This window comes from Arsukibacterium ikkense, assembly GCF_000987775.1.
GTDB lineage: Bacteria > Pseudomonadota > Gammaproteobacteria > Enterobacterales > Alteromonadaceae > Alishewanella > Alishewanella ikkense.
In genome coordinates, this window is the sequence record NZ_LAHO01000008.1 from 124,580 (window position 1) to 143,710 (window position 19,131).

The 19,131-nt window shown below is 50.8% G+C and carries 19 protein-coding genes; 14 read left to right on the forward strand and 5 right to left on the reverse strand.

Annotation, left to right across the window (positions count from 1 at the left end):
- From WG68_RS09640 to WG68_RS09685, 10 genes are all read left to right on the forward strand, one after another.
- Nucleotides 1-1,002 (forward strand): 4-hydroxyproline epimerase, encoded by a 1,002-nt coding sequence (locus WG68_RS09640; protein ID WP_046557545.1) that lies wholly within the window; start codon nt 1-3, stop codon nt 1,000-1,002.
- Between the two features lie 2 nt (nt 1,003-1,004).
- Nucleotides 1,005-2,522, forward strand: a complete 1,518-nt coding sequence (locus tag WG68_RS09645; protein WP_046557479.1) for an aldehyde dehydrogenase (NADP(+)) — start codon at nt 1,005-1,007, stop codon at nt 2,520-2,522.
- Nucleotides 2,507-3,703 (forward strand): M24 family metallopeptidase, encoded by a 1,197-nt coding sequence (locus WG68_RS09650; RefSeq protein ID WP_046557480.1) that lies wholly within the window; start codon nt 2,507-2,509, stop codon nt 3,701-3,703. Before WG68_RS09645 ends, WG68_RS09650 begins: the two co-directional genes overlap by 16 nt.
- A gap of 111 nt (nt 3,704-3,814) precedes the next feature.
- Nucleotides 3,815-4,066, forward strand: coding sequence for a hypothetical protein (locus WG68_RS09655; protein WP_046557481.1), 252 nt, complete (start codon nt 3,815-3,817; stop codon nt 4,064-4,066).
- Between the two features lie 92 nt (nt 4,067-4,158).
- The gene (locus WG68_RS09660) at nt 4,159-6,096 is read left to right on the forward strand and encodes an ATP-dependent DNA helicase (protein WP_046557482.1); all 1,938 of its coding nucleotides are present in this window, start codon (nt 4,159-4,161) and stop codon (nt 6,094-6,096) included.
- A gap of 1 nt (nt 6,097) precedes the next feature.
- Entirely contained in the window at nt 6,098-6,784 is a 687-nt protein-coding gene (gene tsaB / locus WG68_RS09665; RefSeq protein WP_083981851.1) for a tRNA (adenosine(37)-N6)-threonylcarbamoyltransferase complex dimerization subunit type 1 TsaB, read from the forward strand.
- Nucleotides 6,785-6,847: 63 nt separating this feature from the next.
- Nucleotides 6,848-7,153 (forward strand): hypothetical protein, encoded by a 306-nt coding sequence (locus WG68_RS09670; protein WP_046557484.1) that lies wholly within the window; start codon nt 6,848-6,850, stop codon nt 7,151-7,153.
- An 86-nt stretch (nt 7,154-7,239) separates the two neighbouring features.
- Complete coding sequence (locus tag WG68_RS09675) at nt 7,240-7,980, forward strand: SDR family NAD(P)-dependent oxidoreductase (protein WP_046557485.1); 741 nt, start codon at nt 7,240-7,242, stop codon at nt 7,978-7,980.
- Nucleotides 7,977-8,519, forward strand: a complete 543-nt coding sequence (locus tag WG68_RS09680) for a DUF2878 family protein (protein WP_046557486.1) — start codon at nt 7,977-7,979, stop codon at nt 8,517-8,519. The genes WG68_RS09675 and WG68_RS09680 overlap by 4 nt, the downstream gene beginning before the upstream one ends.
- Nucleotides 8,500-9,000, forward strand: a complete 501-nt coding sequence (locus WG68_RS09685) for a chalcone isomerase family protein (RefSeq protein ID WP_046557487.1) — start codon at nt 8,500-8,502, stop codon at nt 8,998-9,000. The genes WG68_RS09680 and WG68_RS09685 overlap by 20 nt, the downstream gene beginning before the upstream one ends.
- 110 nt (nt 9,001-9,110) lie before the next feature.
- Here WG68_RS09685 and WG68_RS09690 read toward each other — a convergent pair whose 3' ends face one another.
- On the reverse strand, nt 9,111-10,415 hold the full coding sequence (locus WG68_RS09690) for an alkaline phosphatase (RefSeq protein ID WP_046557488.1): 1,305 nt from the start codon (nt 10,413-10,415) through the stop codon (nt 9,111-9,113).
- Between the two features lie 207 nt (nt 10,416-10,622).
- On the opposite strand from WG68_RS09690, the gene WG68_RS09695 reads away from it, so the two are divergent.
- The 4 genes from WG68_RS09695 to WG68_RS09710 all read left to right on the forward strand — a co-directional run bounded on the left by WG68_RS09695 (nt 10,623) and on the right by WG68_RS09710 (nt 16,030).
- Nucleotides 10,623-11,465, forward strand: a complete 843-nt coding sequence (locus tag WG68_RS09695) for a class I SAM-dependent methyltransferase (RefSeq protein ID WP_046557489.1) — start codon at nt 10,623-10,625, stop codon at nt 11,463-11,465.
- 178 nt (nt 11,466-11,643) lie between these two features.
- On the forward strand, nt 11,644-13,299 hold the full coding sequence (fadD, locus tag WG68_RS09700; protein ID WP_046557490.1) for a long-chain-fatty-acid--CoA ligase FadD: 1,656 nt from the start codon (nt 11,644-11,646) through the stop codon (nt 13,297-13,299).
- Nucleotides 13,300-13,343: 44 nt separating this feature from the next.
- A complete protein-coding gene (gene rnd, locus WG68_RS09705; protein WP_046557491.1) occupies nt 13,344-14,498 on the forward strand; it encodes a ribonuclease D in 1,155 nt (384 codons plus the stop codon).
- Between the two features lie 134 nt (nt 14,499-14,632).
- Nucleotides 14,633-16,030, forward strand: coding sequence for a DUF4397 domain-containing protein (locus WG68_RS09710; RefSeq protein WP_046557492.1), 1,398 nt, complete (start codon nt 14,633-14,635; stop codon nt 16,028-16,030).
- Nucleotides 16,031-16,110: 80 nt separating this feature from the next.
- Here WG68_RS09710 and acuI read toward each other — a convergent pair whose 3' ends face one another.
- The 4 genes from acuI to minC form a co-directional block, all read right to left on the reverse strand.
- Entirely contained in the window at nt 16,111-17,094 is a 984-nt protein-coding gene (gene acuI / locus WG68_RS09715; protein ID WP_046557493.1) for an acrylyl-CoA reductase (NADPH), read from the reverse strand.
- A gap of 178 nt (nt 17,095-17,272) precedes the next feature.
- Complete coding sequence (gene minE, locus WG68_RS09720) at nt 17,273-17,533, reverse strand: cell division topological specificity factor MinE (protein ID WP_019675453.1); 261 nt, start codon at nt 17,531-17,533, stop codon at nt 17,273-17,275.
- A 3-nt stretch (nt 17,534-17,536) separates the two neighbouring features.
- Entirely contained in the window at nt 17,537-18,346 is an 810-nt protein-coding gene (minD, locus tag WG68_RS09725; RefSeq protein ID WP_046557494.1) for a septum site-determining protein MinD, read from the reverse strand.
- A gap of 11 nt (nt 18,347-18,357) precedes the next feature.
- Nucleotides 18,358-19,095, reverse strand: coding sequence for a septum site-determining protein MinC (minC, locus tag WG68_RS09730; protein ID WP_046557495.1), 738 nt, complete (start codon nt 19,093-19,095; stop codon nt 18,358-18,360).
- Between the last annotated feature and the right edge of the window lie 36 nt (nt 19,096-19,131).

Below are 19,131 nucleotides of genomic sequence, written 5' to 3' on the forward strand. Positions count from 1 at the left end.
GTGTTAAAAGGAACCTATTTTTGTATTGATGCCCACACCTGTGGTAACCCGGTGCGGCTGGTAACCAGTGGCCACCCTGTGCTGCGGGGCAACAACATGAGTGAGAAACGGCTGGATTTTCTCGCCCATCACGATTGGATCCGCAAAGGTCTGATGTTTGAGCCACGCGGCCACGCCATGATGTCGGGCGCTTTTTTGTATCCGCCCTGTTCAGACAATGCGGATGCCTCGGTACTGTTTATTGAAACCAGTGGCTGCCTGCCGATGTGTGGCCATGGCACTATTGGCACCGTTACCGCCGCCATAGAAAGCGGTTTATTAACGCCGAAAACACCGGGTGAGCTTATTCTGGATGTGCCGGCCGGGCAAATTCGCGTCAGCTACCACCAGCAGGGCGACAAAGTGCTGACGGTGAAAATTGTCAATGTGCCGTCCTATCTGGCTATCGCCGATGCGCGCATTACGGTGCCCGGGCTGGGTGAACTGAGTATAGATGTGGCTTATGGCGGGAATTTTTATGCCATTGTCGAGCCGCAGGAAAACTTTCCCGGTTTAGAGCACTGGAGTGCTGACAAGGTACTGCATTTCAGCCCGCTGCTGCGCGACGCCATTAACGCCGCTTATCAGTGTCAGCATCCGCTGGATAGCAGTATCAGTGGCATTAGCCATGTGCTGTGGACCGGTGCACCGAAAACTGCGGGCTCTGATGCCGCCAACGCGGTGTTTTATGGCGATGGCGCTATTGACCGCTCGCCCTGTGGCACGGGCACCAGTGCCCGCATGGCGCAGCGTTTTGCCCGCGGTTTATTAAAGCAGGGACAGCCCTTTGTGCACGAGAGCATCATCGGTAGCCAATTTACCGGCATGGTCGAGGCGATAACCGAAGTAGCCGGTTGCACGGCGATAATACCGTCCATTGAAGGTTGGGCCCACGTTTATGGTTATAACCAGATCCGCATCGACGATGCCGATCCCTACGCCGCAGGCTTTTTAGTGAGGTAATTATGATTTCAGGTCAACATTATATTGGCGGTCACTGGTGTGGTGAGCCCGATGCAGCGAACACGTCGTTTAATCCGGCACAAAATACCGCCTTGCCCTGGTGCTTTGCCGAAGCAGGGGAGGCCGAACTGCACAGCCTCACCGAGCAAGCCACAGCAGCCTTTGCGCTATATCGTTATGTGACAGCTGCAGCCAGAGCGGATTTTCTCGACAGTATTGCTGCAGAGCTGCAGCAGCGCCAGGCAGAGATTGTCAGCGCTATGGTGCAGGAAACGGCGTTAGCGCCAGCCCGGGCAGAAAGTGAGCTCGGCCGCACCTGCAACCAGTTGCGGCTGTTTGCCACTGAGCTGCGCACGCCAGCCAGCGATTGCAGACTGCCGGCCTTACCCGAGCGCCAACCACTGCCACGGCCGGCGCTGCGGCTTGGAAAAGTACCGCTTGGCCCGGTGGTGGTTTTTGCGGCTAGTAATTTTCCGCTGGCTTTCTCGGTTGCCGGTGGCGACACCGCTTCGGCATTGGCAGCCGGCTGCCCGGTGATTGTTAAAGCGCATAATGCCCATCCGGCCACGTCTGAGCTGGCCGCAAAAGCGATAGCCGCAGCGGCCGATAAAACCGCCATGCCCGCTGGGATATTTAGCCTGGTACATGCCCGCCAGCATGCGTTTTCTGAAGCCTTGATCCGCCACCCGGCAGTCAAAGCCGTCGCCTTTACCGGTTCAGAGCAGCTGGGCATGCATTTTCAGCGGCTGATTTGGCAGCGGCCCAAGCCTATTCCGTTTTTTGCCGAGATGGGATCGCAAAACCCGCTGTTTGTGCTGCCGCAATATCTGGCGCAGCATGGCGAAAGTTTCGCCAGCCAACTGGCGCAGTCGGTGCTAAACGGCTGCGGCCAGTTTTGTACCCGGCCCGGCTTAGTGTTTGTACCCAAAGGGGCTGAGGCGTTGGTTGCGGCACTTAAACAGCATTTTAGCCAGGCACAGACTGGCGCTATGCTAACGGTGAAAATCGCCAGCCATTACCGTGCAGGTTGTCAGGCGCTGCAGCAAACGGATGGCGTAAGCTTACTGGCAGAAGGCCAGGGCGAGGAAACGGCGTGTTATACCAAGCCGCGGTTGTTTGCCACCTCTGCCAATGCGTTTATGCAACAGGGGGTTTTGCAGCAGGAAGTTTTTGGCCCGGCAACGGTGCTGATTGAATGCGCTGACCTAACCCAGATGCAGATGCTGGCCACCACCTTACAAGGCCAGTTAACGGCCACGCTGTATGCCACTGAGGCGGAACTGGTTAGTGCTCAGGGGTTACTGAACGAGCTGGAATTACATTGCGGCCGGCTTATTTATGCGCAAATGCCAACCGGGGTTGAAGTCTGTGCTGCTATGCAACATGGCGGGCCCTTTCCTGCCAGTACCGATAGCCGCTATACTGCGGTAGGCAGCCAGGCGGTGCAGCGTTTTTTGCGGCCGCTGTGTTATCAGAATTTTCCATCGCAAAACGGAGATACAGCATGGACAGGCAAATAGGTGGCGTAAGCGCCGCAGAGGCATTGGCACAATTAGATGATATGACCGCCGGTGTGGTGCCGATTAACGCTGACGAGTTTCGCCAGCGTTTAACCAAAGCCTGTCAGTTGATGCAACAGCAGCAACTGGATGCGATGCTGCTAACGGCCGGGACTAATTTGTATTACTTTACCGGTTTGCGCTGGTACGCCAGTGAGCGTTTAGTAGCAGTATTGCTGCTGGCCGATGGCAGCCTGCAGTATATTATTCCCGAGTTTGAGCGCGGCACCATAGCGCCGCAACTGCTGCTAGCGGGCGAGCTACATGGCTGGCAGGAGCATGAAAACCCTTATCAGCTGTGCGTGCAATTGCTGCAGGGTAAAACTGCGCTGGCACTGGATGAAAGTGCGGCCTTTTTTATTGCCGACGGTTTGAAAACAGCCAGTGCGGCATTGCGGTTAAGCAATGCGGTGACGGTGAGCGCAGTATGCCGGCGGGTTAAAACCGCGGCAGAGCTTGCGATTATGCAGCGCGCTATGGATATGACGCTGGCGGTACATCAAGCGGTAGCCAGCATCTTATATGCCGGCATCACAGTGGCTGAAGTTGCAGATTTTATTGACGCCGCCCATCGCAAAGTGGGGGCGGTTGATGGCAGTTATTTCTGCATAGTACTGTTTGGCGGCGATACCGCCTACCCGCATGGCGTGGCTAAACCCAAAGTATTAGACGATGGCGACATGGTGTTAATTGATACCGGTTGCCGCCTGCATGGCTATGTGTCCGACATTACCCGCAGCTATGTGTTTGGCACGCCAAACGCACGCCAACGTGAGGTATGGCAACATGAGAAAGCCGCCCAGGCTGCCGCTTTTGCTGCTGCCGCAGTAGGTGTACCCTGCCAGCAGGTCGATCGGGCCGCCCGCAGTTATTTGCAACAACAAGGCTATGGCCCGGATTATCAGTTACCGGGCTTACCGCACCGCACCGGCCATGGTATCGGCCTGGATATCCATGAATGGCCTTATCTGGTTGAGGGCAACGAGCTGCCTTTAGCGCCCGGCATGTGTTTTAGTAATGAGCCCATGCTGGTGTTGCCGGGTGAGTTTGGGGTGCGGCTGGAAGACCATTTTTATATGACTGAGCAGGGGCCGCGCTGGTTTACCGAACCGGCGCTGGCCATTGATCTGCCATTTCGCTAAGCAAGGTAAATGAACTTTAGCGTCTGTTATCGTCTCTTAAATTAAAGTTAATGCTGTGTTGGCCGATATAGCGTTAACCAAGCCCGGCAATAACCGTAACAGGAGACGGTAATGGACGCTTTTATGCCTTTTATCCAGCGCGTACCCGGCACGCCGGTAGACCCTGATCCGAAGCAGGTGGTGCCGGTATTTAAAGAGGCCAGGTTAAGCCCGTTAAAACCAAACGAGCAAAAATTTCTTATTTTGCGTCGGCCAGGTATCAACAGAGGCCGGCGGGCCGACGACTATCCCGAGCCGCCGTACACCACACCTGAAGAGGATCAACACGTCGATAAAGATGGCCATGTCGATATTTTTGTCTGAATTTTTCTGCTGATAAAGGCATAATAGCGCTCTTTTTCCAGCAGCAGGCAACGTCGTGAATCGCGTTTACTCCCGTATCGGCCAACATCAGCATGACTAACGCCCTGGCGAAACAGGTACTGGCAGCCTTTGCAGAAAAAGGCAAACTGGCCAGCCATATCAGTGGCTTTAAGCCACGGGCCGCCCAGTTGCATATGGCCGAGGCGGTGGCCGACGCTATCAGCAACAATGCGGCATTAGTGGTAGAAGCCGGCACCGGAACCGGTAAAACGTACGCTTATCTGGTGCCGGCCTTGCTAGCCGGGAAAAAGGTTATTCTGTCGACCGGTACCAAAAATCTGCAAGAGCAACTTTTTTTACGCGATTTGCCCAAGGTGCAGCAAGCGCTGGCCAGCCCCATTCACACTGCTTTGCTCAAAGGCCGTGCTAATTACTTATGCTTGTTTCGCTTAGAGCAGCATTACAACCATGTACCGGTGCAGGATGAGCAGCTTATACAGGATTTAAGCCTGATCAAAAAATGGTCGTCAGAAACCCAGTCGGGCGATATTGGTGAGCTAAGTTATATCGCTGAAGACTCTAAAGCCTTACCTTATGTTACCAGCACCACTGATAACTGCCTGGGCAAAGATTGCCCGGTATACGAAGATTGTCACTTATTAAAAGCCCGTAAAAACGCTCAGGCAGCTGATTTAGTGGTAGTGAACCACCATTTGTTTTTTGCTGATCTGGCATTAAAAGACACCGGCTTTGGTGAGCTGCTGCCCCAGATGGACGTGATTATTTTTGATGAAGCACATCAGCTGCCCGATATTGCCAGCGACTATTTCGGTGAGCAGGTATCCAGCCGCTTGTTACTGGATTTATGCCGTGATCTGGAGCTGGCCTGCAAAACCGAACTGCGCGATCATCCGCAACTGGTGAAAGTGGCAGACAAACTGGCCAGCTTAGTGCGCGACTGGCGCCTGCAGTTTGCCGCCGAGCCCAGCCGTGGCAACTGGCGTGATTTAGCCCGCCAGGCGCCGATGCAAACAGCTTTAACCCGGGTGAATGATGCCATTGACATGCTGTACCAGGTACTAAAAGGCAGCCTGGGCCGCAGCGACACCGTTGACAGTGTGTTTGAACGGCTGGCCCAGCTGAAAAACCGCTTGCTGAAAATGCAGGACTTACAGCAAACCGGAGTAAGTCTATGGTACGAAACCAGCCGGTTGCATGTCAGTTTACATTTAACCCCCTTAAGTATAAGCGATCGCTTTAAAGCGATAGTGGCGGCAGAGCAGCGCAGCTGGATTTTTACCTCAGCTACCTTGTCTGTTAACGAAGGCTTTAGCCATTACACCGCCCAGATGGGGCTGGATGATGCACAAACGCTGCTGCTGGAGAGCCCCTTCGATTATGCCAGCCAGGCCATGTTATGCCTGCCGCGCTATTTACCCGAGCCGCATCAACAGCAAATGGGCCCGGCATTACTCGAGCTGGCAGTAAAGCTTATCAAAGCCAACAATGGTCGTTGCTTTTTCTTATTCACCAGCCACCGCATGCTGCAGTGGATGGCCAATGCACTACCTGAGCAGATCAGTCAGCCGGTGCTGGTGCAGGGCAGTACCGGTAAGCGCCTGTTGCTGGAACAGTTTGTTACGCTGGACAATGCTGTACTGCTGGGTACCGGCAGTTTCTGGGAGGGGGTAGATGTGCGCGGTGATACCTTAAGCTGCGTGATTATTGATAAACTGCCGTTTGCCTCGCCAGACGATCCGCTGTTGCAGGCGCGCAGTGAAGATTGCCAGCGCCGCGGCCTGGACCCGTTTAGTACAGTGCAGTTGCCGCAGGCCGTTATTACCTTAAAACAAGGGGTTGGCCGGTTAATTCGCGATGTTACCGACCGCGGGGTGCTGGTGATTTGCGATAACCGGCTGGTAACCAGGCCCTACGGCAGTGTATTTTTAAAAAGTTTACCGCCGATGCGCCGCACCCGCTCATTAGATGACGCCGTGGCGTTTTTACAACAAACAAGGCAGGACAATTAAGGTGAAATTACTGGCATTAGATACCTCAACCGAAGCGTGCTCGGTGGCGCTGCTGTATCAGGGCGGCGTTATTGCTCTGGACGAAGTGTGTCCGCAGCAACACAGTAAACGTATATTGCCGATGATTGATGGCTTACTGGCCGAAACCGGCCTGAGCTTAACTGGTCTGGATGGCATAGTATTTGGTCGCGGCCCGGGTAGCTTTACCGGAGTACGGATTGGTGTGTCGGTGGCACAAGGCCTGGCCTTTGGTGCTGACTTGCCGGTATTTGGTGTATCCACGCTGGCAGCGATGGCGCAGGCGGCGGTACGTTTGCATCAGGCAACCCAAATTGTGGCCGCTATTGATGCGCGCATGGCGGAAGTGTATCTCGCCAGCTTCGCTTGTGATGCTAACGGCATAGTACAACCCTTGACTGCCGAGCAGGCAGTTAGGCCGCAGCTGCTGGCACCGTTAGGTCTGAGTGGCAAGGTAATGGCGGTGGGCACCGGCTGGCAAACCTATGCCGCTGAATTACAGCGGGCGCAACCGGCCAGGATCGCCAGCGATATTCTGTACCCATCGGCACAAGATATGCTAAGCCTGGCGCAGCAAGCCTTTAGGGATAGTTTATTTGTCAGTGCCGAGCAGGCCGAGCCGGTGTATGTGCGCGACGAAGTAAGCTGGAAAAAACTACCCGGCCGATAATAACCCTTGGTTAAATGGGCAAACTGGTTATAATTAAACCAGTTTGCTGAATATGAAGATGTTATGAGCCTGACTGTTAATCAAAGTCTGAATGCCCCCGCTAATATTGCCAGTGTTTTTGCTGGTACTGAGCCGCGTCGTGCGCCAATTCAGGATGACAAACGCGCCAGTGCGCCGCAGGGAGAGGGGATCAGGGCCAGTCAGCAGGTGATTAACCAGCTTGATAGCGAACAACGCAATAAGCAAAACAATTTTCAGAACGTCAATTCCAGAGTCGGCCAACAAGCCGTCGCTGCCTATCAAAGCCAGCAAAACGAGCAACGTCGTGCTGAAGTGCAATCATTGCTGGGTGTTGATCTTTACGCCTGAACCAATCCAGCTCCCTGGTTGCTCCGTAGTTATCCGGTAACTATACCCGCGTACGCTGCCGGGCAGCGTTGATATCAGGATGTAATATGGCCAAAATTTGTTTAATAACCGGTGCTAGCTCTGGCATGGGTAGAGCGACGGCTTTGCATTATGCAGCGAAAGGCTGGCAGGTGTATGCTGTTGCCCGTTCAGCCGATAAGCTGGCTGAACTGGCAGCGCAACATGCCAATATTAAGCCCGTTAGTCTGGACGTAACCAACAGTGTCGCGTTGGCTGGTTGGTTTGCTGCGTTACCGGCCAAGCAGAAAATTGATGTGGCGATACTAAACGCCGGCAATTGTGAGTATGTTGAGGCAACCGATCTTGACCTTGCGGCCTTCGAGCGTACTTTTGCCCTGAATGTGCATGCGGTAGTGGCTTGCACCCGCTATTTGCTGCCGGCGTTGAATCTGGGTAATCAACCGACGCTGGCGATTGTCAGTTCGATGGCGCATTTTTTTCCTTTTACCCGTTCAGAAGCCTATGGTGCCAGTAAGGCCGCTGTAAGCTATTTTGCCGACAGCCTGCGCGTCGATTTAGCTGCAACCGATATTAATGTCTGTTTAATTGAACCTGGCTTTATTGATACGCCACTTACCCGTAAAAACGACTTTGAGATGCCGTTTATAATGGCCGCTGACGATGCAGCTAAACGAATTTTTGATGGTATAGCGGCGGCAAAGAGCCGCTTACGTTTTCCGCGGCGCTTAAGTGTCAGTTTAAAACTGCTGGGGTTATTACCCTATAACCTGCGTAACGCGCTTGCCAGGAAGATGAAACAGCAATGAGTGATCTACACACCGCCGCGACAACCAGCGGCTACTTAGTGCCACCAAAAGGCATCTTCTGGCGTGCTATTATTGGTTTTGAACTGGGCTGGCTGGCACTGGTTATTTTTCAAAGCTTAGCTATTGTGCCAGCACTGGCTTATTGGTTGTATGCTATGTATCGCCTGCCCACCAAAGCACGCCTTGCGGTACTGTTAATCGCCGCAGCTGGCATCGTTACAGACGCTTTGCTGAGCTATTACGAGGTTATTGCGTTTAGCCAAAGCTTGCTGTTGCCAGCGTGGTTTTTAGTGCTGTGGGCTTTGTTTGCCCTGGCTGCGGTAGAAACAATGGCTGGCTTTTTGCAGCCCTGGTGGCTGGGGCTATTTTTAGGCGCGATTGGTGGACCCTTGTCTTATCTGGGGGGAGCTGCACTCAGTGGTGGCGTATTGCAATTTCCGTTAGCAAGTGGGTCTTTTGTCGTATTAGTAGCGGTATGGGGCGTGCTTGGTGTGATATTAGGTTATAGCAGGAGGTTTTATGCACAAACTGGTAGTTAGTTTATTAGCGCTTGGCTTCAGCGGTATGGTTGCGTCTATGCCTGGCCTGACCACGGTAGGCGAGGGTAGCTACCGTTATCTGCTGTGGCAGCTATACGATGCAAGGTTAGCCAGCCCAGACGGCGTCTTCAGTGGTTATCAGCAAAGTAACCCGTTACTGCTGGAGCTCACGTACAAGCGTGATATCAGCAAAAAGCAGTTTATTGATGCCACCGTTGAGCAGTGGCAGAAGCTTGGTAACAGCAGCGAGCAGCAACAAATGGCCTGGGCTGCCACGTTGTCAGAGCTGTGGCGAGATGTGAAAAAAGGGGACCGGCTGGCAGCGCTGTTAACTGAACAAGGCCAGGTACAGTTTTATTTTAATGACACCGATATTGGCACCGTAGATGATAAAGACTTTGCTCCGGCTTTTTTTGATATCTGGCTGCACCCGGACACGACAGCTCCCAAGTTACGCCGCCAGTTGATAACGGCTGAGTAAGGTTAAGTTATCGAATCGATTTGATCACGCTAACACGCCGTAAACCCGTGACGGGCTTCAACGGTTAGCTTAAAGCAAAACGATTCTCGCTGCCGAATTATCACGAAGACTTACTTAGTCTGTTGAATAAACTGAATCAGTTTTTTCGCTATAGCAGTATTATCCATAAAGCCTCTGAACTGCTCAGCCTGCATGCCATAAGCCATTACCGGTACATCGGCCGCAGTATGACCACCAGTAGTCCAGCCGGTATAAGATTTTTCATTAATAAACTGCAAAATTTGGTTACGGCCAATTTTTTCATCTTCGTCTTGCAGCGCAGTGAACAGTAAATTTAACTGTGCTTTATCCAGGCTGATGCCAGTCAGCTCAGTAAACCTTTTATGAATATCTTGCTGGTTTTCAAGCTGCTGCAGTTGTCTGGCGATTTCCCGGCCGGTTGCTTTCACTTTTTTAATCACATCAGTGCGCCACTCATAAACTCCAGCAGAGCCTAACGACAAGCCGCCGGTTTCATGATCGGCGGTAATAATCAGCAGGGTATCGGGGTTCGCATCGACATAGGCTTTTGCTACCTTAATGGCTTGGGCAAAATCATGCATTTCGGCCATGGCGCAGGCAATGTCGTTATCGTGGCCGCACCAGTCAATCTGGCTGCCCTCGACCATTAAGACAAAACCTTTGTCAGCCGTGGATAGTAATTGCAGCGCTTTTGCAGTTAACGGCCCCAACATGCTGTCGTAGTCAGAGTTTAACACTGCAGGCAGTGCGCTTTCCGTTAGCAAGGCCATGGCGGGTAAACGGGTTAAGTTATCAAGCTGATTATAGTCATCAACATACTGATAGCCCAGTTCGGTAAAGCCTGTTATCAGGTTGCGGTCTTCCCGCACAAAATATTGAGTGCCACCACCCATAATTAAATCGGCTACCGGCTTGCCATCAATCCGGTAATCCAGATACATATCAGCAATATCATTCATATTGCGCCGGCTGCTGCTGTGCGCTAAAAATGCCGCCGGCGTAGCGTGGTTTACCTGAGAGCTGGCAACAATACCATTAGCTTTGCCGAGGCGTTTGGCTAGCTGCATCATGGTACCAATAGGAATATGCTGCCTGTCGACTGAAATGGCACCGTTAAAGCTTTTAATGCCGGTTGCCAGGGCAGTGGCGCTGGCTGCAGAGTCGGTTACTACAGTATCGTCGTCAGGATATGTACCGGCCATACCGGTCAGTAAATCATCATATAGGGTAGTCGTTACCGTTACTGAGGCAGGATCATGCTGATAATAGCGATAGGCGGAAACATAAGAAGGCCCCATACCATCCCCAATCATATAAATGATATTTTTGGGTGCTGCATAAATAGTGGCCGGTAATAAGCCTGTTATGGCAAGCAGTAAAACGGCTGAGCGCATCGATTTTCTCTCATCTGTTTAATATTAAAGCCAGTGTACGTTATCTCCGGACTGCAACCAAGGGGCATTGCGACCAGCCAACATAATTATCATTTAAGTGTTTTGCTGGACAATTTTCAATAGGGCAGGCTATCTTAGAACGATTGCGTAGTGCTGTGGTCGTACTAGTATGATGTACAGTATGCTGAGTGGTAGTAAGAGGACGCTATGAAAATAACAATAACAATAATCGTTCTAACCCTGGTGTTAAGCTTTGTAAGCACGGCCAGGGCGGCAGATAGCAACATCGAACAGCGTCTAACTGAGCTGGCGAGCAGTAGTGAACGCAGTGCTGAGCATATTGCCCGCAACCGTTATCGAAACCCTGCTGAAACCCTTAGTTTTTTTGGCATTAAGCCCGACATGGCAGTGCTGGAAATTTGGCCCGGGCGGGGCTGGTATACCGAAATTCTGGCGCCCTTTTTAAAAGAGCAGGGCCAGTTAACCATCGCGCAGTTCCGGCAGAACGATGGTAACTTAAAAGATGATCGTGCTATTTTCTGGGCTCGTTTAAGTGCCACCCTGGCTGCCAGGCTGAATGAACAGGGCGCCTATTTCGGCACTGTTCATCAGATAGAACTCGAACCGCCATTCTTACAGCCGGCCTTAGCCAAAGAGCAGTTTGATCTGGTGTTATCGTTTCGAAATGCCCATATCTGGGATGAAAGTGGCCATTTACTGGCTACTCTGCAAACCCTGTACGATGTGGTAAAGCCAGGTGGTGTGCTGGGGTTGGTAGAACATCGGGCCGCAACCTTGTCTGATACCACCAGTGTGGCGGTAGAAGGTTATCTGGACGAGTCCTATGTAATAGCCGCCGCTGAACAAGCTGGCTTTAAACTGGTCGAGCGCAGTGAAATCAATGCCAACCTGCTTGATAGCAAAGACCATCCGAAAGGTGTATACACCTTGCCACCAACCCTGGCTTTAGGTAACTATAACCGGGCGCTTTATCTGGCCATCGGGGAGAGCGACCGGATGACCTTAAAATTTATTAAATCAGCGGAATAATCCCGGTAACTATGGCAACTGCAGCAAGCTAATTGTACACAAGCAGCAATTGTGGGATGATTGGGCTAGAGTAAATGCTCGAATCAGGCTTATTATCCGGTAATAAAGCGACAATGCTTATTGCCGGCAGCCATTTTTAAAACTATAAAATAATAACCTTAATAGAAAGGAGAGGACGGTGGATAAAGTTTGGTTAAAGCGTTACCCGTCAGGCGTGCCCGCAGAAATTGATGCTGATCATTACCCTTCCCTGCTCGATATCTTTTCCCAAAGTATCAGCCAGTTTGCCGATAAAACGGCTTTTATCAACATGGGTAAAAGTATCAGTTATCGTGAACTGGATACCTTAAGCAAGGCATTTGCAGCTTATTTGCAAAAAGATCTGGGGCTGCAAAAAGGCGATGCAGTTGCCATTATGATGCCTAATTTATTGCAATATCCAGTGGTGTTAATGGGCGTGCTGCGTGCCGGTTGCACTGTGGTGAATGTTAATCCGCTTTATACGCCGCGCGAGCTGCAACATCAGTTATCAGACTCAAAGGCTAAGGCCATTGTTATTGTTGAAAACTTTGCCCATACCCTGGCAGCCGTGGAAAAACAGCTAAAACTGGATCATATTATTCTGACTAAAATGGGTGATATGCTGGGTTTAGTTAAAGGCAGTATAGTTAACCTGGTGGTTAAGCACGTCAAAAAGCTGGTGCCGGCCTATTCGCTGAGTAAATTTGTTACCTTTAATGCCGTGTTGGAAAAAGGTCAGCATTTAAAATACCAAAAGCCTGACGTCAATGGCGAAGATATTGCCTTTTTGCAGTATACCGGTGGTACTACTGGTGTATCGAAAGGGGCGATGTTATCGCATCGCAATATGGTGGCAAATTTAGAGCAATGCAGTGGCTTCCTTGACAGTTTCCTGGATCATGGTGAAGAGCACGTGGTAACAGCACTGCCGCTTTATCATATCTTTGCTTTAACCGCGAATTTTTTCACTTTCTTTAAATTTGGTGGCACCAATTTACTGATCACCAACCCGCGTGATATGCCGGCTTTTGTTAAAGAGCTGGCGAAGTTTCCGTTTACGGCTATTACCGGGGTAAATACCTTGTTTAATGGTTTACTGAATACTCCTGGTTTTGCTGAGCTGGACTTCAGCCGGTTAAAACTGGCTTTAGGTGGTGGTATGGCGGTGCAGCGGCCGGTAGCAGAACGCTGGAAGAAAGTTACCCACACCCGTTTGCTGGAAGGCTATGGTTTAACTGAGTGTTGTCCGCTGGTGACATTAAGCCCATTTGACCTTGACGATTTTAACGGCAGTATTGGTTTACCAGCGCCATCGACCTTAATTCGGATTGTTGACGAGGATGGTAATGATGTCGCAATGGGCGAAGCAGGCGAGATGTTGGTGCAAGGCCCACAAGTGATGGTGGGATATCTGAACCGGCCAGAAGAAACAGCCCAAACAATTAAAGATGGCTGGTTGTACACCGGTGACATCGCTACCATGGATGAAGAAGGTTTCTTCTATATTGTTGACCGCAAAAAAGACATGATCCTGGTATCTGGCTTCAATGTGTTCCCTAATGAAATTGAAGAAGTGGTTGCCATGAGCGAAAAAGTGCTGGAAGTGGCGGCAGTCGGTGTGGCGAACGAAGCTACCGGTGAAATTGTCAAAGTAGTGATTGTTAAGAAAGATGCTTCGTTAACCGAAGAAGAAGTGATTGCGCATTGCAAACAACATTTAACGGGCTACAAGGTACCAAAACTGGTAGAATTCCGGGACGAATTACCGAAAACTAATGTTGGTAAGATTTTGCGGCGCGAGCTGCGGGATTAATCCAAAGCCGGCGTTTGCCGGTTTTGTTTTTTAGAGATGTAAGTATGAGCCATTTAATTACCGATAACCTCAGCCTGGCAACGTATTGTCAAAACGCTGCCGGTCAGCGTGCGCTGGCAGTCGATTCTGAATTTATTCGCCAGAGTACGCTGTACCCAAAACTTGGTTTGATTCAGTTATTTGATGGCAAGCAGTTGGCATTGGTTGACCCCCTTACCATTACTGATTGGCAGCCACTGATCCAGTTGTTTGCTGATCAAAGCATTGTTAAAACTCTGCATTCTTGTACTGAAGATCTGGAAGCACTGGCGACTATTGGTATTCATCATATTCAGCCGTTATTTGATACCCAGCTAGCGGCCGAATTACTGGGCTGGGGCAGCAGTATTGGTTATGCCAAACTGGTTGAGCGGGCCACTGGCGAGCTGCTGGATAAAAGTGAGTCACGTACGGACTGGCTGGCCAGGCCGTTGGCAGAAAAGCAGCTACAGTATGCCGCTAATGATGTAACTTATTTGCTGCCGTTGTATCAGCATTTAATGGCCCAGTTTACTGAGCCCAGCTTACTACCCTTATTGCTGGCGGAAGGTCAGCAGCTGCAACAGCGTCGGGCCAACCCGCTATCACCTCGTTTAAAGTATCTGGAAGTTAAAAACGGTTCATTATTACGCAGTCGCGAGTTAGCGGTATTGCGGGAACTGGTGGCATGGCGACTGGAATATGCAGCCAAGCGCGATCTGGCGCTGGGGTTGGTAATTAAAGATTTCCAGATGTTAGAGCTGGCTAAGCGCAAACCCGGATCAGTAGAAAGTTTACTGAATATTCCGGGGATGACCGGCCGAGATTTGCGCCGGCATGCCAAACCTGTTATTGAGCTGATTGAGCTTGCTAAACAGCTGCCGCAGGAGGCCTGCCCGCAACCTTTTTATCATACCGACCATTTCGCAGGTGAAAAAGTGGTGCTGGCAGAGCTTGGCCATTGCCTGAAAGAAGCGGCAGCTCAAACCGGCATTCCAGTAGCGTTTCTCTCGGTAAGGCGCCAGTTACATGAGTATTTTAACTGGTGTTGGCGGGTAACTGAGCAAGAACGCGTGCTGCTGCCTGTGCCGGAGTATTTAACGGGTTGGCGTCAGCAGCTATTGTTACCTTTGTTACCGGTGCCGGCTCATGTACAAAATTTAGTCAAAAACTTCTTATAAACGTACTAACAGCCAGGTTAGATCAGTAGAAAATGTTGGTTGTTTTGTCCAAAAAACTGCAATCATAAAAAATGATCCCGTGCCATTAATAGTTGCGTAAAGATTACGCAACTATTAACTGAAGGGTAATAATAATGAAAGGCATACTACGATTCGCCGTCCCGGCTTTATTAACCGTATCACTAGCAGGTTGTTTTAATAGCAGTTCAGATTTACCAACACCTACTCCACCACCGCCACCACCACCGCCTCCGGTAGTTGACGCTACCTTGCGTGTAGTGCATGCCTCGTTCGATGCGCCAGCAGTTAACATTAGTGTTAACGGCGATGTGGTTATCGAGAATCTGGCTTATGGCAGCAGCTCAGTAAATTTCAGCTTACCACCAGCCGATTACGCCGTGGCCGTTGACGCCATTTTGCCCGGTGAAGGCAATACCGTAACCGTGATTGACGTACCGGCACTGGCGCTTGATGAAGCAACAAATTATAAAGTGTTTGCGGTAGGCTTAGTGGCTGACGACACCCTGGCACCGTTAGTGGTAACCTCAGACGTTGCTGATTTAGCCGCTGGTAATGTTCGGGTGCAGGTAGTTCATGCGGCCTCAGCTGCGCCAACGGTTGACGTACACGTCACTGCACCAGATGCCGATTTGGGCGCTCCACTTGCTACCTTAGCCTTTACTGAGTTTACCGGTGCTTTAGATGTTCCTGCCGGTGAATACCGGGTCCGGATCACCTTGCCAGGTACCGACACTGTGGTGTTTGACAGCAACACCCTGGAATTAGCAGGTGGTATGGATTTAGTGGTTGCGGCCATTAATAGTGAATATTCTGGTGCATCACCGGTGTCATTGATCGCAGTAACCCCGGAAGGCGATGTATTACCTATCCTGGATGATGGCACAACTTCATCACTGCGTGTAGTGCACAACGTATCTGATGCGCCAGCGGTAGATATCGTGGTTAACGATAACTTTGCACAGCCACTGGTATCTGCGCTGGCTTTCCCTGATTTCACCGGTTATGTGACCCCGGCGCCGGGTGATTACAATGTGAAAGTTGCTGTAGCTGGTACTGAAACTGCGGTAATTGACGCTGATGTCACACTGGAAGATGGCAAGTTCTACACTGTATTGGCAGTGGGCTCGCTAAGTGATGCCGATGATTTTGCCATAGAGCCACTAATTCTGGTCGATAACCCCCGCACTGTGGCTACCGAAGCACGCGTGCGTCTTGTGCACGGTTCAACCCTGGCCGGTAATGTTGATATTTATGTCACCGCCGATGGCGACATCAGCGAAGCCATGCCAGCGTTCAGTGATGTGCCCTATAAAGCTGAAACCGGTTATGTGCCGCTGGCTGCAGGTGAGTATTTTGTCACCGTAACGCCAACCGGTACTAAAACCGCAGCCATTGAAACCGGCGCCTTAATGCTGGATGCCAATAAAATTTATACCGCTATTGCCCGCGATGGTGCAGGCTTAATGGGGGTAGGTTTAACGGTAATGGACGGCTTTGTAGCCGGTGAATAAGCCACTTTAACGGTTCTGTTAAGTAGTTATAAAAACGCCCGCATTTGCGGGCGTTTTTGCTGGCTAAGAGGAAGTCTTCGTTATTCTGCAATTTTTACGATGACCCGCCCTTGCACCTTACCTGCCAGTAACGCTGAAGCGGTATCAATGACCTCGCCTAATGAAATAACGTGGCTGATAGTGTCAAAGTCTTCCGGGCTGAGTATTTCACTCAGGCGCTGCCAGGCTTGGATGCGATCCGCGAGCGGGCGCATCACGCTGTCAATACCGTATAAAGTTATTCCCCGCAGAATAAAGGGCGCTACTGATGATGGAAAATCCATGCCCTGCGCTAAACCACAGGCGGCTATGGCACCACCGTAGCGGGTGCTGGCGCAGGCATTGGCGAGTGTATGACTGCCAACGCAGTCAACGACACCGGCCCAGCGTTCTTTTTGTAGCGGTTTACCCGGCGCGTTTAGCTGCTCACGGCTGATAATCTCTGTTGCGCCTAATTGTTTAAGATAGTCACTTTCGTCTGGTCGTCCTGTTGCCGCCACTACCTGGTAACCCAATTTACTTAATAAACGCACCGCATAACTGCCTACACCGCCATTAGCGCCGGTCACTAATATTTCGCCATGCTCAGGTGTAATACCATGCTTTTGCAGCGCTAACACACACAGCATAGCGGTGTAGCCTGCCGTACCTGCAGCCATGGCCTGTTCGGGGGTTAGGCCTGCTGGCAGCGGGATCAGCCAGTCACTTTTCAGGCGGGCTTTTTCTGCCAGGCCGCCCCAATGCCCTTCACCTACGCCAAAGCCATTTAGCAGTACCTTATCGCCGACATTAAAGCGCGCAGAGTCAGATTGCAGCACCTCACCAACCAGATCAATGCCCGGCACCATAGGGAAAATGCGTACCACCGGGGCTTTACCGGTAATGGCCAGGGCGTCTTTATAATTGATGGTACTGGCGACTACTTTGACGGTAACATCAGCCACAGGCAGCTGTTGTTCGTCAACTTCGCTTAATACTGCGTGATACCCATGGTCGTCTTTGTTAATTAAGATGGCTTTAAACATGCATTGCTCCATTAAGACTTATTCATTTAGTGTCTCAGTTAAAATTGCTTATCCAGACTAAAATGGGCGATGTTCAGTTACTTTGCAAGTGATAGGTCACTGATGCTGATATGTTGCAGGACGAAATAAAAAGCCCGCAATTAAGCGGGCTGATAATTGATGTAACCTTCAAAAAAACTTAACGCTTATCATCCGGGAAGGTAACGTTTAGTTCCAGCACCGAGATCTGGTCGCCGCGTTGCTCCAGTGATACAGCAATTTGATCGGCCGGAATATCCACATATTTGCGGATAACTTCCAGAATATCGCGCTCTAGCTGCGGCAGATAATCCGGGCCATTGCGCCGCTTGCGCTCGTGCGCCACAATAATTTGCAGGCGCTCTTTGGCGGTGCTGGCGGTGTTTTTCTTGGTTGAGCGAAAATAATCCAGTAATGACATCAGTTATCCTCCAAAAATCCTTTTAATAAAGCCCTTTTTCTCTACCGTCAGAAAACGGAACGGCACTTGTTCGCCTAATAAGCGCTTTATGGTATCCAGATAGGCCTGGCCGGCGTCGCTGTCTTTATCCAGAATAACCGGCTGGCCTGAGTTAGAGGCATTTAACACAGCTTGCGACTCGGGAATAACCCCAATTAATTCAATCGCCAGAATTTCCTTTACATCTTCCACGCTGAGCATTTCGCCTTTTTCTACCCGCTCCGGGTTATAGCGGGTCAACAGCAAATGCTCTTTAATACCTTCCAGGCCTTGTTCGGCGCGGCGTGATTTGCTGGATAACATGCCTAAAATGCGATCGGAGTCACGTACTGAAGACACTTCCGGGTTGGTGACCACTACCGCTTCATCGGCAAAATACAGCGCCATCATGGCACCAGATTCAATACCGGCCGGTGAGTCGCAAATAATAAAATCGAAGTCTTTCGCCAGTTCGTTTAATACTTTTTCCACGCCCTCGCGGGTGAGCGCGTCTTTATCGCGGGTCTGTGACGCCGGCAAAATAAACAGGTTGTCGGTGCGTTTATCTTTAATCAGGGTTTGCTTTAAATTGGCTTCGCCGTTGATCACGTTAACAAAGTCGTACACTACCCGGCGCTCACACCCCATAATTAAATCGAGGTTACGCAGACCGATATCAAAATCGACAATAACGGTTTTATGGCCGGCTAATGCCAGGCCGGTGCCAATAGCGGCACTGGACGTGGTTTTACCGACACCGCCCTTGCCAGAGGTAACCACAATAATTTTTGCCATAGTGACGATCCTTACACTAATTCAGAGATGACTAAGCTATCGTCCTGCATCTTAATGCAGGCTGATTTGCCCCAAAATTTGCCCTGCAAACTGTCACTTAGCCAGTAATTACCAGCGATAGAAACCAATTCAGCTTGCAGGTTATAACAATAAATTCGTTTACTGGTATCGCCACTGGCGCCGGCTATAGCCTTACCCCTGAGCGAGCCATAAATATGGATGTTGCCATCGGCAATCACTTCAGCACCAGCGCCCACTGCACCTTTAACAATTAAATCGGTGCCTTTGGCATAAATTTGCTGGCCGGAGCGCACGGTTTGTTCAATTACTTTGCTATCCATCGTGGCAGCTACACTGCTGCTTGCAGCAGCGCTAGCTACTGCTTTGTTGTCGCTTACTTCAGCTACCGGGGGGCTGGTGTTCGGCTCTTTGGTTTTCAGCGCTGCTTTACCTGCCTGCAATACGGCCAGGCCAGCCGCATGGGCGCTGGCTTTTTGCTCCGGGTTGGCAGCGGTAACGCCCACCAGTACCAGTTTCAGTTCAGCAAACAGGTTTTTTAAACGGTTAAAGTCAGGCGTTTCGGTGGCATCGCTCAGGTTGAGGACGATAGGAGCCTGCAGAAAAAATGCAGGTGCTTGCGCCAACTTGGCGCTTAATAAGGTGTGCAGGGTTGCCGGGCTTAAATCAGCACAGTGCAACACTGACATAGGGAATAAACTCCCTTTCAGTTCCAGCGAATTATCAGACATAAAACTTTTGGCGCACGCGTTATTTTAGTCACTGCG

Bases quoted from the DNA above. Each gene is read 5' to 3' on its own strand.
- rnd (WP_046557491.1), top strand. From the start codon at position 13,344: ATGAGCCATTTAATTACCGATAACCTCAGCCTGGCAACGTATTGTCAA.
- acuI (WP_046557493.1), bottom strand. From the start codon at position 17,094: ATGTTTAAAGCCATCTTAATTAACAAAGACGACCATGGGTATCACGCA.
- minD (WP_046557494.1), bottom strand. From the start codon at position 18,346: ATGGCAAAAATTATTGTGGTTACCTCTGGCAAGGGCGGTGTCGGTAAA.
- WG68_RS09695 (WP_046557489.1), top strand. From the start codon at position 10,623: ATGAAAATAACAATAACAATAATCGTTCTAACCCTGGTGTTAAGCTTT.
- minC (WP_046557495.1), bottom strand. From the start codon at position 19,095: ATGTCTGATAATTCGCTGGAACTGAAAGGGAGTTTATTCCCTATGTCA.
- WG68_RS09655 (WP_046557481.1), top strand. From the start codon at position 3,815: ATGGACGCTTTTATGCCTTTTATCCAGCGCGTACCCGGCACGCCGGTA.
- minE (WP_019675453.1), bottom strand. From the start codon at position 17,533: ATGTCATTACTGGATTATTTTCGCTCAACCAAGAAAAACACCGCCAGC.
- WG68_RS09680 (WP_046557486.1), top strand. From the start codon at position 7,977: ATGAGTGATCTACACACCGCCGCGACAACCAGCGGCTACTTAGTGCCA.
- WG68_RS09645 (WP_046557479.1), top strand. From the start codon at position 1,005: ATGATTTCAGGTCAACATTATATTGGCGGTCACTGGTGTGGTGAGCCC.
- WG68_RS09650 (WP_046557480.1), top strand. From the start codon at position 2,507: ATGGACAGGCAAATAGGTGGCGTAAGCGCCGCAGAGGCATTGGCACAA.
- WG68_RS09670 (WP_046557484.1), top strand. From the start codon at position 6,848: ATGAGCCTGACTGTTAATCAAAGTCTGAATGCCCCCGCTAATATTGCC.
- WG68_RS09690 (WP_046557488.1), bottom strand. From the start codon at position 10,415: ATGCGCTCAGCCGTTTTACTGCTTGCCATAACAGGCTTATTACCGGCC.
- WG68_RS09660 (WP_046557482.1), top strand. From the start codon at position 4,159: ATGACTAACGCCCTGGCGAAACAGGTACTGGCAGCCTTTGCAGAAAAA.
- WG68_RS09675 (WP_046557485.1), top strand. From the start codon at position 7,240: ATGGCCAAAATTTGTTTAATAACCGGTGCTAGCTCTGGCATGGGTAGA.
- WG68_RS09685 (WP_046557487.1), top strand. From the start codon at position 8,500: ATGCACAAACTGGTAGTTAGTTTATTAGCGCTTGGCTTCAGCGGTATG.
- WG68_RS09710 (WP_046557492.1), top strand. From the start codon at position 14,633: ATGAAAGGCATACTACGATTCGCCGTCCCGGCTTTATTAACCGTATCA.